The following is a 16,179-nucleotide window of genomic DNA, read 5'->3' on the forward strand; positions in this document are numbered from 1 at the left end:
GAGGGGCTGGTTCGGTGTGCGATCAACCCTGAAAAAAACAAGTAGAAGGGAATGTTAATGGCGGATGACATGGTTAACCCGGTGGGCCTCAAGCGTGGCCTGAAGAACCGGCATATTCAGCTGATTGCCTTGGGAGGGGCGATCGGGACCGGGCTGTTCCTCGGCTCGGCGGGCGTGCTCAAGTCGGCGGGGCCGTCGATGATCCTGGGCTATGCGGTAGCCGGGTTCATCGCGTTCCTGATCATGCGCCAGCTGGGCGAAATGATCGTCGAGGAACCGGTGGCCGGCTCCTTCAGCCACTTCGCCCACAAGTACTGGGGCGGTTACGCAGGCTTCCTCGCCGGCTGGAACTACTGGGTACTCTACGTGCTGGTGGGCATGGCCGAGCTGACAGCGGTGGGCAAGTACATCCAGTTCTGGTGGCCGGAAATTCCGACCTGGGTCAGTGCGGTGGTGTTCTTTGTGCTGGTCAACCTGATCAACACCCTCAACGTGAAGTTCTTCGGTGAGACCGAGTTCTGGTTCGCGATCATCAAGGTGGTGGCGATTGTCGGCATGATCGTGCTCGGCTGCTACCTGCTGTTCAGCGGCACCGGCGGCCCGCAGGCCTCGGTGAGCAACCTGTGGAGCCACGGCGGGTTCTTCCCGAATGGCGGCATGGGGCTGTTGATGTCCATGGCGTTCATCATGTTCTCGTTCGGCGGCCTTGAGCTGGTGGGTATTACCGCCGCCGAAGCCAGCGAACCCCGCAAGGTGATCCCGAAGGCGATCAACCAGGTGGTGTACCGGATCCTGATTTTCTACGTCGGCGCCCTTACCGTGCTGCTGTCGTTGTACCCATGGGACCAACTGCTGCAAACCCTCGGCGCGTCGGGCGATGCCTACAGCGGCAGTCCGTTCGTGCAGATCTTTTCCTTGATCGGTAACGACACCGCCGCCCACATCCTCAACTTCGTGGTCCTGACCGCGGCACTGTCGGTGTACAACAGCGGCGTGTACTGCAACAGCCGCATGCTGTTCGGCCTGGCCGAGCAAGGCGACGCGCCGAAAGCGCTGATGAAGTTGAACAAGCAAGGCGTGCCGCTGCGTGCCCTGGGCATCTCCGCCCTGGTGACGCTGCTGTGTGTGGTGATCAACTACGTCGCGCCGCATGACGCACTGGAGCTGTTGTTTGCGCTGGTGGTTGCCTCGTTGATGATCAACTGGGCGCTGATCAGCCTGACCCACATCAAGTTCCGCAAGGCCATGGGCGAGCAAGGCGTGGTGCCGTCGTTCAAGACCTTCTGGTTCCCGTTCAGCAACTACCTGTGCCTGGCGTTCATGCTGATGATCATCTGCGTGATGCTGGCGATTCCGGGTGTGCGGGCGTCGGTGTATGCGATCCCGGTTTGGGTCGGGATCATCTATGTGGCGTACCGGTTGCGGTTGAACAACGCGAAGGCAGTAACAGCGCAATAACCCATGTGGGAGCGGGCTTGTGTGGGAGCGGGCTTGCTCGCGAAGGCGTCGTGTCAGTCACCTGATGTATTGACTGACCCACCGCTTTCGCGAGCAAGCCCGCTCCCACATTTTGATCGTATTCCAAATGAAAAGCCCCGGTACTGATGAGTACCGGGGCTTTTTGTTGGGCCTTGATTACAGCGTAGAACGCACTCGCCACAGCTCGGGGAACAATACGGTGTCGAGCATCTTGCGCAGGTAACCCACGCCTTCGGTGCCGCCCGTACCAGGCTGGAAGCCAATGATCCGCTCCACCGTGGTGACATGGCGGAAGCGCCATTGGCGGAACGAATCCTCCAGGTCGATAAACTTTTCGGCCAATTGGTACAGGTCCCAATACCGGCTCGGATCGCGATAAACCTCGCGCCACGCCGCCTCCACGGAATCATCGTGAACCGTTGGCGCCGTCGGGTCGCGTTCGGCGCGCTTGGGGTCGATCGCCAGCCCGGCCTTGGTCATCAGGTTGATCGCTTCGTCATACAGCGACGGCGTGGCAATCGCCACCTGCAGCTCCTTCAACAACTCCGGCCGGTGGGCGTGAGGCCGCAACAGCGCCGCGCTTTTGTTGCCGAGGATGAATTCGATTTCCCGGTACTGGAACGACTGGAAACCCGACGACTGCCCCAGGTACGGGCGGATCGACTTGTACTCCGACGGCGTCATGGTCGCCAGTACCGCCCAGGCGTGCACCAACTGGTCAAAGATCCGCGACACCCGCGCCAGCATCTTGAACGCCGGCGGCAGCTCACCCAGGCGCACGTGTTCGCGGGCGGCCTTGAGTTCGTGGAGCATCAACTTCATCCACAGCTCCGAGGTCTGGTGCTGGATGATGAACAGCATCTCGTTGTGGTCCGGCGACAGCGGGTGCTGGGCGCTGAGCACTTTGCCCAGGTCCAGGTAGTCGCCGTAGCTCATGGACTCGGAAAAATTCAGCTCGGCGTTATGCCATTCTTCCGGCGGCTGGTAGTCAGGGGAGAAAGGACACTGGCTCATCGCGTGGGCTCCTTGAGCGGGCGGAGAATGGCTCGTACCGGGCTGGCATCGAGGTTGGCAAAACGCAGCGGCAGCGCGATCAACTCGTAATCGCCCTCCGGCACGTCGTCGAGGACGATGCCTTCGAGAATCGCCATGCCATGAGAGGCGACGGCGTTGTGGGAATCCATGGTCTTGGACTGCTGCGGGTCCAGGGACGGCGTGTCGATGCCGATCAGGCGCACGCCGAGGCTGAACAGCAACTCGACCGTTTGCGGGGCGACGGCGGTGAAATTCGAATCCCAGGCATCCAGCGGCGCCTGTTGATAAGTGCGCAACAGTACACGCTCCGGCAGGTTTTCCAGGCGGCCTTCCAACTGATGCGGCTGCACCAGCGCGCCGCTGCCCAGGCAATGCAGCACCCGGCACGGGCCCATGTACACATCCAGAGACACTTCGCCAATCGGCGCGCCGTCCGCGCTGTAGTGCAACGGCGCGTCCACATGGGCGCCGGTGTGGGGCGACAGGGTGATGCGTCCGACATTCACCGGGCACTCGGGGCCGAACTGCCAGACCCGCTCTTCCTGAAACGGCGTATCACCCGGCCAGGTCGGGGTCGCGGTGCTCAAGGGCGGGCTGATGTCCCACCACGTTTTTATTGGATTCATTTCAAGGCTCTCGGTCGTTACTGGGGTGAATGATACGAGGGCCGGCTGTAAATATTCTTGCGAATTCCAGCGCAAAGCGGGAAATCTTTCGCACTTACTGCGAGGAAATGGCTGATTGGCGCACAGATATTTCGTACTGACTCAATCCTTCAAACAACAAATATCCCCTGTGGGAGCCGGGCTTGCCCGCGATGAGGTCGGCACAGCGTGCCCTTCCATCGCCTGACACTCCGCCATCGCGGGCAAGCCCGGCTCCCACAGGGGTTGGCGGTGACTCACGGCTGTGCAAATGACTGCGCTTCTGGGCATCCCGATGTCGAGTCCAGACCACTGGCGGGCCGCCCAAGGCGATAGGGTTCGGACTTCCCTTCCACTGCCTCGGAATCATCATGTCCAAGCCAATCACCGTACTGCGCGACACCCATCCACTGCCGGTGCTGGACGCCTGCAAATGGGAAAAACTCGAAGGCGACCCGCACACCGTCAACCTCAACGCCTACACCAGCGAGGACGGCAGCAAGATCATGGGCACCTGGATCTGCACCCCGGGCAAATGGCGGGTGGAGTATGTGAAGTGGGAATACTGTCACTTCCAGGAAGGCTACTGCGTGATCACCCCGGACGGCCTGGAGCCGATCCATTTGCGGGCCGGGGATATCTTTGTGGTGGAGCCGGGGATGAAGGGGACGTGGGAAGTGGTCGAGACGGTGCGTAAGTATTTTGTGTTTGCCTGATCCCACCTCCTGGAAAGGGGTCGCCCTGGCCCCTTTTACCTCAACGACGACCGTCGCGCCCTTCTGATAAAAGCAGCACCTCCCTGCCCCTCTTCCAATAACAATCGCTGTTATTCGTGACAACAACCCTTGATATTCGAAAACAATCAATTAGTATTTTGTGACAGAATATTGTGAGCGCCAAGTTCTTGAAAAAATCTCATGACGTAATGCGCAAAATACATAATCAAACTCACCAAACAGTACAACCACTACTTTAGTTATAGATAAGATTGACTTTTGACACCCCCTACACTTTGAGATAGCTTTCTTGCAACCGGTCTATACTCGAATCTCATAGCATTATAACCCGATGATAATAAGAGGTACGGAGAAGGTGCAGAACTTCACATAATCGCAACCTTCACTGCACATTGATGGAAAACGCGCAGCGATTTGAATTAGACTCCAATGAATCAGTTGATTACCCCATTGGTTTGTTCTAAGGACTCCACACGTCTTCCAGCACTTACTGCACGCGGCAGTCGAGACCGCGCTTTTGTAAAAGGATCAAGAAAATGCCTGAAAAAACAACACGTCTGACCATTCTCATCGACTTCCCGACCAAGCAGCGTCTGGAGTCGCTGTCCGAGGAAGTTGACCTTACTATTTCTCAGGTTATTCGCAAGCTGATTCGTGACCATCTCCAGCAATACGAGAGCCAAGTCCCGCCCTCCGTGCTGGAGCCGGAGAAAGAGGATTCATCGCTCTGCTCTTGATATATCAGCCTGGTTAATTTGCCTTTATAAAACTGTGCGGCATAACTTTCTGCTTATTTATCAGCTGGCGCGCAGTTTAATCATGAACACTGCGCGCCCCCCCTCTCCAAGTTAAAGACTGGTGATGAACTATGCCTGTGAAACAGCAATGGCTTGCTTGTTATGCTCATCTAAGCAAAGAAATGAATGGGCCTGCTGTATCATCAGACACCGCGCAGCCCTGTACCTTGTTTTTCTCCATGAGCGACGGCACCCAGCGCGCGCATGTTTTTCATATCACGGCAGATAACTTCGAAGCCGCCTGGCAAACCGGTGTGCAGCACTTGCAGGGAGCCTACGAACGAGACCGTGCGCAGTCAGGCAACATCGTCGAACGTTCATGGATACGCGTCGAATGCGCGATCAACGTCACCGCCATCACCTGGGCCGAACTCAATGCGCGCTTCAAGCGCCACAAGCGTAATTACTTCCGGCGCGGCATCGCCTTCGATGCGGCGCTGCACATCGCGATCACCGAACAGGAACTGAACGCCAACGCGATCCTGTATGGCGGCAACGCTATCAATCACGCGAGCTTCAATGCCGGCAATTTTTCGGTGTACGCCAGGCGCCGTTTTACCGGGCTCAATACAGCCGACCTGATCGCCACACTTGAACCCGAGACCCCCGTGTTCCTGTTCGACACCAAGGGCGTTTTTTGTGCCGAAGACGGCGTGCCCCACCCGCTGAACCCTGGCCCGACAGAAACCGGCTGGCGCACCCTCGCAGCGCTGGAGCCCGGCATGGTAAAGGCGAGCATCATCAGCGCCGCAAGCTACCTGAGCGCTCAGGTGCAGGACAGCGGCCAGTTCGTCTACGGCTACTTCCCGTGCTTTGACCGGGCGATAAAAAACTACAACACCCTGCGCCACGCCAGTACCACCTATTCGATGATCGAGGCCTGGGCACTGACCGGCGACGAGGCGCTTAAATCCGCCATCGACCGCTCGCTGGCCTACCTTACCCAGGAACTGATCAAGTCCTACGCGCTGCCCGACGGCAGTGTGGCGGCGTATCTGCTGGACACCGGTGACGAGATCAAACTGGGCGGCAATGCCGTGTGTTTGTTGGCGCTGGTCAAATACAGCGAAGTCACCGGCACCCGCCACTACCTACCCGTGCTGGAAGCCCTGGCCAATGGCATGGCCTGGATGCAGGACGCGACCACCGGCGCCTTCGTGCACGTCTTGCATGGCCGTGACCTTACCGTCAAAGAGGCGTTCCGGATCATCTACTACGACGGCGAGGCCGCGTTCGGGTTGATCCGCCTCTACGGCCTCACCGGCGATGAGCGCTGGTTAACCGTGGTGGAAAAAGCCTTCGACTACTTCATCGAAAAACAGCACTGGCGCGAGCACGATCACTGGCTCAGCTATTGCGTGAACGAACTGACCCGCTACCGACCTGACGAAAAGTATTTCCGCTTCGGCCTGAATAACGTCGCCGGTTATCTGCGGTTCGTGCAACAGCGCATCACCACCTTTCCGACGCTACTGGAATTGATGATGGCTGCGCAGCAGATGCTCGAACGCATCGCCCAGCAAGCGCAATTGCGCCACCTGCTCACCGAGATCGACCTGCACGCGTTTTACCGCGCCCTGCATCATCGTGCGCGCTATCTGTTCAACGGGTATTTCTGGCCGGAAACGGCGATGTATTTCGCCAATCCTGCGCGCATTGCCGGTTCGTTTTTTATCCGTCACCACGCGTTCAGGGTGCGCATCGACGACGTGGAGCATTACCTCTCGGGGCTGATTGCCTACCACCGCTACCTGCTCGACGGCGCGCCGCAAGTGAGCCTGGCCCAGGACGCAGCACCCCTCGGCTGGGTCTGGGACGCCAACACCCTGGCTCGGGTGACACACGGCACCTGGGCCAAACAGCCACCACCCGGTTGGTACACGTCGGGTTTGACGCCGTCCATGCAGTTTTTCAAACCCCAGCGCATGCTCAATCGGCACCCCAGCAAGGTGGGACCGAACGAAGTGCAGTCAGCGCTGCGCTGGGCCCAGGCCAGTCCTGAGCGGCGCCCCTCGGCGTTCTTGTGTGTAGACCCGACGCCCTACCTGGACAGCGGCCTGCCGGTGTTACAGGTCGCCGATACCAGCGAGGCCATGCTGCAAATGGGTCGATACGCCAGGCAGCGATTCACTGGCCAGGTATTCGGCGTCACCGGCAGCTTCGGTAAAACCACCGTGGTCGCCATGCTCGGCCACGCCCTGAAACACTGGGGCGAAGTGGGCCACACCGAGGCCAACGCCAACCTGCCCCATGGGATCGCCTGGAACCTGGCGAGCATGCCCCGGCCGGCCAAATTCTGGGTATTGGAAATGGCCGTGGGCCGCATGCCGATTAACTCGGAGCTGGTGCGCCCACACATTGCTATCGTGACCGGGCTGGCTCCGGCGCACCTGGAATACCATGGCACCCTGGAAAACCTGGCGCGTAAAAAAAGCGCGATCTTCCGCTCGATGGCACCGGGTGGGCACGCGGTGCTGTGCCGCGATATGCCGCACTACGAGGTGTTCGCCCAGGCCGCCGAAGTCGCGCGCTTGCACGTGACCAGCTATGGCGAACACGCTGATGCCGATGTGCGCCTGCTCGACGTGTGCAGCGAGGCCGACCGGGTCTACGTCACCGCGCAACGTGACACGCAACGGCTGGATTTCAGCCTGAGTGCTCGCGGCCGACACATGGTGCTCAACGCACTGGGGGTGCTGGCGTCGCTGTTCGCCGCCGGGCTTGACGCCGACCAGGCACTGGAAGTGCTGACCGGCTTCCAACCGGTGGAAGGTCGCGGCAATATCCGCTCGATCAAATGCACCGACGGGCATTTCCAGCTGATCAACGATGCGTACAACGCCAACCCGGGCTCGATGGCTGCGGCCTTGCGCTCGATGGCCGACCTGCCCGTGGCCTCGCGGCACCGGGTAGTAGTGTTGGGCGACATGCTGGAGCTGGGCCCCGACGCCCAGCGCTACCACCTGGAACTGGCTGACTCGCTGCGCGCGGCGGCGCCCCGGCATTTGGTGCTGTGCGGACCGCTGATGCGTGAGGTGTACAGGGTGCTGCGCAGTGAGCTGTCAGTGCAGTGGTTCGAGGATGCCACGGCATTAGGCCAGGCGTTGGCGCGCCACCCCGGCCAGTGGTTCCAGGCGGGGGATTGGGTACTGGTGAAAAGCTCCGGTGGTACCGGGTTGTCGCAGATCTGTGATTGGCTGAACACGACCGAACAGGCGGTGCCGGCGGGTTAGCCCGCGCAGCCCGCTGCTGTCTTCAGGCCAATGTCATTGCGCAGTTGGTGAAACATCGCAGGCACACCCTGCGCCTTGACCAACTGCGCCTGATGCCCAGCGCGAATCAACGCCCGGTAAAAACGCTCCTGCAACACAAATGGGGTTACCTGGTCGTCCACGCTGCCAATCACGAACAACTGCCGCGCAGGCGCAACGGCAATGCCGGCCATGTGCTCCAGGGGATCGTAGGGGAGCAATAAACCATTGGTGTCGCGTCCCGGACGCGAAGGCAGGCCTTTGCTTTGACGCAACATCTGCGCGCGCTGCACCAGGGCAAACGCGCCGGAAGTCATCACTGCACACTTCACATCGGTACGCCCCAAGGTCAACAACGCCGCGGCCACTGTGGCGCCGCCGCTGTGCCCCAGCAACACAAACTGCCCGATGCCGTAACGCTTGCGCAGCTCGTTGAGCGCAGCGTCCAGCACAATGAATTCCCGCGCCTGGCGCCGCTGCCCATGGTTGCCGCTGGAACCGTAGGTGCCAGGTCGCGCCACAATCACCACCGGTACGCCCGCACGCCGGCTCAGGGCCTTGGCCTGCCTGGCCTTGGCGGCCAGGGTATTGCCACGGATCGACTCGGGCGAGCGGTGCATTTCCACGTTGCGGTCGCCATGAAACATCACGATTACCACGGGCGCACGGCTCAGCACCGCCCCGGAAAAATAGCGAATGCACTCATCGCCCCCGGCCAACTCGACCCAGAGTGCAGAGTCGACCTGGTTGCAGGTCGACTGGTCGGCCGGGGTGTTCCAAAGCAACGGTGTCGACCCCTCACTCAGGGCCCACGCGCCCGGCACGCCGGCCCACAACAGCATCCACCACAACGCAAACCTGGCCACAGCCACCTCGCCTAACGCTCGCGCAAGGCCTCCCGCGCACGGTTCATGGGCTTGATCAAATAGTCGAGCACGGTTTTCTGGCCGGTCTTGATATCCACCGAGGCAATCATCCCAGGCACAATCGAAAACGACTTGCCGGCCTTGTTTTTCAAGGTGTCAGCGTCGGTGCGAATGAACACTCGGTAGTAAAAGACTTCTGGCTTGACCTCGTCCTGGATAGTGTCCGGAGAAATGGTCACGACCTTGCCGTCCATGCCGCCATAAATGGCGTAGTCGTAGGCGGTGATCTTGACCTTGGCCACCTGGTCGGGATGGATAAAGGCGATGTCTCGCGGGGAGATACGCGCCTCGATCAACAACTGCTCATCCAGGGGCACAATCTGCATCAGGCGCCCGTTGGGCGGGATAACCCCGCCGATGGTGGTGACCTCGATCCCCTTGACGATACCGCGCACCGGCGAGCGCAGGGTCAGGCGAGTCACCGAGTCGGAGCGCCCGCGCATGACTGACGACAGCGTCTCGACGTCGGCATTGACCTTCGCCAGGTCCTCACCGGCCCGCACCATATACTCGGAGCGGGCCTGGGTCAGTTTCAACTCCAGCTCGGCCTTTTGGCGCTTGAGGCGCAACACCTCAACGTTGCTGGCGGCGCCGACCTTGGCCAGGTTTTCGGTGATTTCCAGCTCGCTACGCACCAGCCCGAGCGACGATCGCACGCCGGCCAACGATTCTTCGAGGCCCTTGCGCCGAGTGTTGAACAGGTCGGTTTCGGCGCGCACCAGTGCGGGGTAACGCTCAAGTTCCGGGGGGAACAGTAACGGTTTGCCGTCTACCTCGGCCTGCAAACGCGCGACGCTGGCCAGCGACGCCCGGTACTTGGCGGCACTTTCATCAAAGTTGGATTCGGTCTTGGTCGGGTCAAGCCTGGCCAACGTCTGGCCATTTTTGACGATATCGCCCTCCCCCACATTCAATTCCGTGACGATGCCGCCTTCCAGCGACTGGATGATTTGCTCACGCGAGGTCGGGATGACTTTGCCGCTGCCCGTCGAGACTTCGTCCACTTCAAAAAAGTAGGCCCAGGCACCAAACGCAATCAGCATGACAAACACCCAACCCACCACGCGCGTGGCGCGCACCACGGTGCGTTCATCCACGCCGTCGTGGGTATGCCGGGCGCCTTCGTCTTCGGTGGCGAGCAGGGGTATGGTTTTCGGCGCAGGGCTTTTCACTGGGTTTTCCCCTTCGGTTTGGACAGGCGCGCAATCGCGTTGGCTTTGCTGTCATCGACGATGATCTGGCCGTTGTCGACCACGATCACCCGATTCACCAGGCTCAATACACTCATGCGGTGCGTGGCGATAATCAGCGTGCGATGGGCCGCCCAGCGGTCGAGGTTGTGGATCAACTGGCGCTCGGTCGCTTCATCCAGGGACGCGGTGGGCTCGTCGAGCAACACGATATGCGGCTGGCGAATCATCAGCCGCGACAGCAGCAGCGACTGACGCTGCCCGCCCGACAGGCCCAGGCCACCTTCCAGGATCATGTGGTCCAGGCCGTCGGCGAACTTGCCGATGAAGTCGCCCGCACCGGTCAGCGCCAGGGACTGGAGGATTTCCTGATCGCTGGCATGCGGCGCCCCCATGATCAGGTTGTCGCGCAGCGTGCCGTGGAACAGCCGCGAGTTTTGTGTCATCAGCCCCACGTCGCGGCGCACGTCGGCGGGGTCGATGTGGCTGAGGGCAACGCTATCCAGGCTGATGGTGCCGGCCTTGAGGTCGAGCATCCCGGCCAATGCCTGCAACAGCGTGGATTTACCCGCGCCGTTACGCCCCAGAATCGCGATGCGCTCGCCCGGCTGGATCTTCAGGTCGGCCACACGCAGCGCCGGCACGGGGGCATCGTCGGAATACTGGAATGTGGCCTGGCTCAGCGCGTATTGGCCTTTGATCACCGGCAGGTGCACGCGCTTGCTGCCCTCGGGATGGTCCACCGGCAATTCCATGATCCGGTTCAGGCCTTGCAGCGCAACCTTGGCCTGCTGACAGCGCGTCAGCACCTGGGTGATCTGGGACATCGGCGCCATCATCCGCGACGCCAGGATCGACGCCGCGACAAGGCTACCGGTGGTCATGTCGCTGGCCATGACCATCGGCGCACCGAACACCACCACCACGGCAAACACCGAGCCCTGCACATTGTTGCTCCAGGCCACCAGTTTGTTGGTGAGCATGCGCAGGCGCAGGCTGGCGTCGCCGCAGGTGGCGTTGTAGTGATTCCATTGTTGCTGGAAGCGCTGTTCGGCCTGCAACGCCTTGATGTCGTCCAGGCCTTGTATGGTCTCCACCAGCATGGCGCTGCGCAACGAGCTTTCACGCATCGACTCATTCGCCAGTGCCGCGAGTTTTTTCTGCGCCAACAGCCCGGGCACTATCAGGAACAGCACAGCCACCATTGGCACCGCCACCAGCGGGCCGGCGATCAACCAGTAGATCACCAGAAACAGCAGGAAGAACGGCAGATCGGCCAGCGCCGTGGCGGTGCTGGAGGTGATCAGCTCACGCAGTTGTTCCAGTTCCTTGAGCTGCGAAATGAACGAGCCGGTGGACTTCGGCCGGGCGCTGTTACGCAAGCGAATGGCATGCCCGAACACCAGGTCGGAAACGCGCAGATCCGCGCGTTTGCCGAGCATGTCGGTGATGCGCACACGGGTGATGCGCATGATGAAATCAAACACCAGCGCCAGCATCACCCCGCCAAACAGCACATACAGGGTGGGCATGGATTCGGCCGGGATCACCCGGTCGTACACCTGCATCGAAAACAGTACCCCGGCCAACCCCAGCACGCTGGTGACCAGCGACGCGAGCATCACATAGCCATAGGGCCGCAGGTCGCGCAGCACGATGTTTTTGAACCACGCCTTCTCGTAAGGCTTGATGTAGTCGTCGACACGCCGGTCACGCACTGCCGCCATGGGTCGCAGAATCACGCTCTTGCGCGCTTGCTCCAACAGGTCCTGGCGGGTGAGCCGGCTTTGCAGGCCGCCGTCGCCGCTGTAGGCGATGCCCAGGTTGTCGCCGTCGCCGAGGGTTTCGAGCACACCCACCTGGCCGTCGGCAAATTGCAGCACCACCGGTAATTGGCGCTGCATCAGCGTGGTTTCGCTGAAGTCGGCAATCACGCAGTTCAACCCCGCCTGGCGGGCCATCTGCCGTACCACCTCTTCCACCGAAGCGCCTTCGGTCCATTGTGCGGCGATGCGCACGCTTTGGGCCGAGCATTCCAGGCGGTAATGCCGGGCCACGCTCAGGACGGCCTCCAGCCACACGTCATAATCCACTGCGGGCGCCGGGTTCAGCGGTGTTTGTACTGCGTTGGTTTCGTCCGCAAGCATCACAGCATCATTCATGGCCGAATCTCCACACCTTGCAGGGTGCTGTTGTCCAGGTGGAACGCCGTGCGCAGTGCGCCCGTGTTGTAGAGGCAATCGATTTTCAGGCGGCGCAGGTCAGCGGCGGTGTTTTCCCGGTCCATGCGTGCCTGGTGAATTTCCTGCTCGGCATTCAGCAGGTCGAGCAACGGCCGTGTGCCCAGTTCGAGGTACTGCTGGCGATACAGGTCGCGGGTTTCGGAGATGCTGCGCTCACGAAAATCCAGGGTGGATAGTCGCTGGCTGAGGCTTGAGATTTGATCCCGCGCCTCTAGCAACCCCTGGCGAACCGCAAGGCGCGCGGCGTCGTTGGCGGCATCGGCGGAACGCAGGGCCTGTTGCGCGGCGGATTTGCGGGCGGTGATTGCGCCACCCTGGTACAGCGGCATTTTCACGTTGAGAAATACGCCATAACGGGTACGGTCGCGGCCGCCGGGGACGTTGCTGTCGTCGTTGTTGTCCAGGTAGTGCGTGATGGACGGGTCCAGCGACACGGTCGGCAACGCCTCGGCACGGGCTTGTGCAATCAGCGCCAGCGCATCGACACGCTGCGCCTGGGCGATCAGCAGGGTCGGCGTGACTGCCGCATCGGGTACCACGCCCACGCAGGATTGCTCCAGGCTTGCCGGAAAACCATTCGCCACGCTCACTGGCGCCTGCGACCCAAGCAGACTGCTCAACGTGCTGCGCCAGCGATTGAATTGCGCGGTGAATTGCAATTGCGTCGCCACCGAGGCCTCGACCCGCGAGCGGGCCTGGATCAGGTCCGAACGGGTGCTGGCGCCCATGTCGCTGCGCTTTTTGGCCAGCTCTGCAATCGCCGAAATGCCGTCGATTTGCTCGCGAGCCAGTTGCACCAGCAACTGCGAGCGCTGCAGTTCGATCACGGCGAACGAGGTATCGCGCGCCACCTGATCGATCGACAGCAACACCGACGCCTGGCTGGCACTGACCCGCGCCAGCGCACTGTCGACAGAACTTGAGACCTTGCCGAAGTCATAGAGCATCTGCGACGCCGACAACGAAAACGCACGGCTCTGGCCGTTGCCCCTCAGACCGCTGTCGTAGCCGGAGTTGAAGCCACCGCTGACTTGCGGGTAATAACCGGAACGGGCGATGTTCACGTTCTCGTTTTGTTGGTACAGCTGGCCGATCGCCTCGGAAATTGCCGGGTGCCATTCCACCGCCAGTTGAATGGCGCGTGTCAGGTCAAGGTTGCTCGGTATGACGTGCTCGGGTGCCACCGGTGCGCTGACGCCCGTTGGCCCGCCGGGTAAATGTGTGCCCAGGTTGCTCGGGCTGATGATGTTGACGCGTTCTTCATCGTCGATATACGACGCTGCCATGACCGGCGCACGCTCGGGCGCGATCATTGCGACTGCCAGAATTACGGCAGACAGCTGCTTGGCCAAACTCTTTTGCCTCACTGCTAGTCACCTGACTGTTGTCAAACCTGATGAGTACAACAACGGACCGTGACTGACGTCACGGCCCATCGCTGCATTACCGTTGGTAGGGAAAACCGGGCCTTGCGGCCCGGCCGGCAGGGGTGGCGTTACACCACGCTGATGCCGCTCTGTACCCAGAGCTGATGGGTTTCATCTTCCGGACTGGTGTAGATCACGTACTCAAGACCGTTCTCTACCTGGGTCGCACCGGCGCTCCAGTCACCTGTCAGGTGCACGCTGTCCTGATCGTCGCCCTGGATCATCAAGCGATCCGACTCAGGCCCGGTGATGGACACCAGGTCTTCGAGGCTCAGGGTCAGGTCGACGGCGCTGACATCGTTCAGGTCGATGCTGTGCACCCCGTTGACTGTGCCAATCAGGTCGGTGAGGTTGATGGCTGCATCGCCGCCTTCCCACAACAACCCGTCTGCACCCGCGCCAGCATCGACATGGGTGAAGTCGGTGTCGTCGGCCACCACGGCATCGTGGTGATCGCCGTCAACGTTGGCGCCGTCATCCGCCGCCTGGTCCACCGCACTGTGGGCAGCGGCAATGCCGGCACCTTCAGTGGCTGGCGCACCCGGGTTGGCGTCGTCCCAGACCAGGTCGCGATCCGGCGAGTCGATGCGCACGTAGAGGTCGGCGGTGTCTTCCTGGCCGGTTGGCGTGGTGAGCTTGTAGGTGAATTTATCCACCTGGCCAATCTCGTCCAGCGTCAGCCCGGCATGCGGGGTGTAGACGTACTTACCATCGGCAAACACGGTCAATGTGCCGTGGTCACCGTTGATTTTCGTCCCCGTTTGCCCAGGAATCACATAGACCCCGTTGACCAGCACACTGAGTACCGTCAGCGGCGAACCGAGGACATCCGGCCCGGACAAGCTGTCGGACAGCAGGTTGCCAGTCGCATTGCTCATTGCACCGGTCACGAACTCCGTGAGGGAGGTGGTAGTGAGCTTCTGCGCAATGTGCAGCGCACTCAGCGACAGCACGGCACCGGTCGTCCCGGTCACGCGATAGGTCCCGGCATCCAACCCTTGGAACGTGTGGTTCGCCTGGGTAGTGGTCTGCTGCGTGACCCATTCGTTACCGATGAACTTCTGCAGATTGACGGTCGTGCCTGGCAACAACGCAATGCCGGTGACGGTGACGTTGATCGCAAGCTCTGCGGTCGTGCCCGTGGCAACGTTGATCTCGGCACCCGTACCCGTACTGCTGCCGAGCAGTGCCAGGTTGTAGCTCAGGGTCGCCAGGTCGGCCTGGGTGACCAGGTTGACGATGTCGATCTGTGCCGAACCCAGGTCATCATTGGCAACCGTGTTGATCACGCCGGGCGCAGATGGATCGGTAGCGCTCCAGTCCACGTTGACACTCGGGCTGTCGATACGCACATACAAGGTTGCCGAGGCCGAAGCACCGGCACCATTGACCAGGTGATACTCGAAGGCATCCACCTTGCCGATGCTGGCGACATCGCCGTTCGGGGTGTACTTGTACTCGCCGTTGGCGAAGATGGTCAGCTGACCATATTGGCCCTGCAGCACCGTGCCGGTGGTGGCGTCGGCATCGACGAATTCGCCGTTGACCTCGACCTGCACCTTCACTGGCTCGCCGGTTCCCGGTTCATCCGGTTTACCGCCAATGCCCGGGTCGGTGATGACGTTGCCGGTGACATCCGGCCCTGCTTCCCCGGTGAAGTCGGTGAGGCTGTCATTGGTGACGCTCAACTTGGCCGTGGCCCCTGCACCAACGCTGACCAGGTTGGGGTCGAGCTTGAGGGTAAAGCGATACTGCCCGGCTTCCAGGCCTTCGATTTTGGCGCTGGAGCTTTGTCCGAACAGCCCCAACAGGTCGAGCAAGCCCGAACCGTTGCTGCCTTGTTGCACCGGCAACCATCCACCGGCACCGTCGCTCACTTCCAGCGTGGCAGTGAAGCCACCGCCCAACAGCGAGACCAGGTCGGCCTGGGCAAACTGCAGGTTCAGCGTTCCGCTGGAACCCTCGGCAACCGAGAACTCCTGCTGCTTGGTGTGATCGCCCAGAATGATGCCGCCGACACCCAACAGGGTGAACACGCGCATATCGGCCAGGCCGGTGTTGGATGTTACGGGTTTGATGGTTACTTCGCCGGTGGCGAGGTCGTCGAAGGCTTCGAGGTCGGCGTCGGCGTCGGCGTCAGCGTCGGCATCAGCGTCCGCATCGGCATCGGCATCGGCGTCAGCGTCAGCGTCCGCGTCCGCATCAGCGTCAGCGTCAGCGTCAGCATCAGCATCGGCATCGGCATCCGCGTCGGCGTCGGCGTCGGCGTCGGCGTCGGCATCAGCATCCGCGTCCGCATCAGCATCGGCATCGGCATCCGCGTCAGCGTCAGCGTCAGCGTCAGCATCAGCATCGGCATCGGCATCGGCATCGGCATCCGCATCGGCGTCCGCATCAGCATCAGCATCAGCGTCGGCATCAGCGTCGGCATCCGCGTCAGCGTCAGCATC

At 61.2% G+C, this 16,179-nt stretch carries 12 protein-coding genes; 5 read left to right on the plus strand and 7 right to left on the minus strand.

Annotated elements, in window-relative coordinates; all coding sequences use genetic code 11:
- Positions 1-57 precede the first annotated feature (57 nt).
- Complete coding sequence (locus HX801_RS03755; protein WP_003212324.1) at positions 58-1,458, plus strand: amino acid permease; 1,401 nt, start codon at positions 58-60, stop codon at positions 1,456-1,458.
- 177 nt (positions 1,459-1,635) lie between these two features.
- On the opposite strand, the gene kynA is transcribed toward HX801_RS03755, so the two are convergent.
- Together kynA and kynB are read right to left on the minus strand one after the other, a co-directional pair.
- Entirely contained in the window at positions 1,636-2,493 is an 858-nt protein-coding gene (gene kynA / locus HX801_RS03760; protein ID WP_008436669.1) for a tryptophan 2,3-dioxygenase, read from the minus strand.
- Positions 2,490-3,140, minus strand: a complete 651-nt coding sequence (gene kynB, locus HX801_RS03765) for an arylformamidase (RefSeq protein WP_177021611.1) — start codon at positions 3,138-3,140, stop codon at positions 2,490-2,492. The genes kynA and kynB overlap by 4 nt, the downstream gene beginning before the upstream one ends.
- A 389-nt stretch (positions 3,141-3,529) precedes the next feature.
- Between kynB and HX801_RS03770 the strand changes: the two genes are divergently transcribed.
- The 3 genes from HX801_RS03770 (at position 3,530) to HX801_RS03780 (ending at position 7,925) form a co-directional block, all read left to right on the plus strand.
- Positions 3,530-3,874: a cupin domain-containing protein gene (locus HX801_RS03770; protein ID WP_003212331.1), complete on the plus strand. Its 345-nt coding sequence runs from the start codon at positions 3,530-3,532 to the stop codon at positions 3,872-3,874.
- Positions 3,875-4,431: 557 nt separating this feature from the next.
- A complete protein-coding gene (locus HX801_RS03775) occupies positions 4,432-4,632 on the plus strand; it encodes a hypothetical protein (RefSeq protein ID WP_003212332.1) in 201 nt (66 codons plus the stop codon).
- Positions 4,633-4,871: 239 nt separating this feature from the next.
- A complete protein-coding gene (locus HX801_RS03780; protein WP_177021612.1) occupies positions 4,872-7,925 on the plus strand; it encodes a UDP-N-acetylmuramoyl-tripeptide--D-alanyl-D-alanine ligase in 3,054 nt (1,017 codons plus the stop codon).
- Here the strand turns inward: HX801_RS03780 and HX801_RS03785 are convergent.
- The 5 genes from HX801_RS03785 to HX801_RS03805 all read right to left on the minus strand — a co-directional run bounded on the left by HX801_RS03785 (position 7,922) and on the right by HX801_RS03805 (position 15,771).
- Positions 7,922-8,785, minus strand: a complete 864-nt coding sequence (locus HX801_RS03785) for a S9 family peptidase (RefSeq protein ID WP_177021621.1) — start codon at positions 8,783-8,785, stop codon at positions 7,922-7,924. The two genes, HX801_RS03780 and HX801_RS03785, sit on opposite strands and share 4 nt — an antisense overlap.
- Before the next feature lie 35 nt (positions 8,786-8,820).
- Positions 8,821-10,011 carry an HlyD family efflux transporter periplasmic adaptor subunit gene (locus HX801_RS03790; protein ID WP_087693464.1) on the minus strand — a complete coding sequence of 397 codons (1,191 nt, stop codon included), beginning with the start codon at positions 10,009-10,011 and terminating at the stop codon, positions 8,821-8,823.
- A gap of 26 nt (positions 10,012-10,037) precedes the next feature.
- Positions 10,038-12,221 (minus strand): type I secretion system permease/ATPase, encoded by a 2,184-nt coding sequence (locus tag HX801_RS03795; protein ID WP_177021613.1) that lies wholly within the window; start codon positions 12,219-12,221, stop codon positions 10,038-10,040.
- The gene (locus HX801_RS03800; protein ID WP_173883061.1) at positions 12,218-13,615 is read right to left on the minus strand and encodes a TolC family outer membrane protein; all 1,398 of its coding nucleotides are present in this window, start codon (positions 13,613-13,615) and stop codon (positions 12,218-12,220) included. Before HX801_RS03800 ends, HX801_RS03795 begins: the two co-directional genes overlap by 4 nt.
- A gap of 182 nt (positions 13,616-13,797) precedes the next feature.
- Positions 13,798-15,771 carry a BapA/Bap/LapF family large adhesin gene (locus HX801_RS03805; protein WP_256344201.1) on the minus strand — a complete coding sequence of 658 codons (1,974 nt, stop codon included), beginning with the start codon at positions 15,769-15,771 and terminating at the stop codon, positions 13,798-13,800.
- Between HX801_RS03805 and HX801_RS03810 the strand changes: the two genes are divergently transcribed.
- On the plus strand, positions 15,721-16,179 hold a 459-nt coding region (locus HX801_RS03810), incomplete at its 3' end, for a hypothetical protein (protein WP_177021614.1). The genes HX801_RS03805 and HX801_RS03810 overlap by 51 nt on opposite strands.

Source organism: Pseudomonas sp. G1002, assembly GCF_013385455.1.
Lineage (GTDB): Bacteria > Pseudomonadota > Gammaproteobacteria > Pseudomonadales > Pseudomonadaceae > Aquipseudomonas.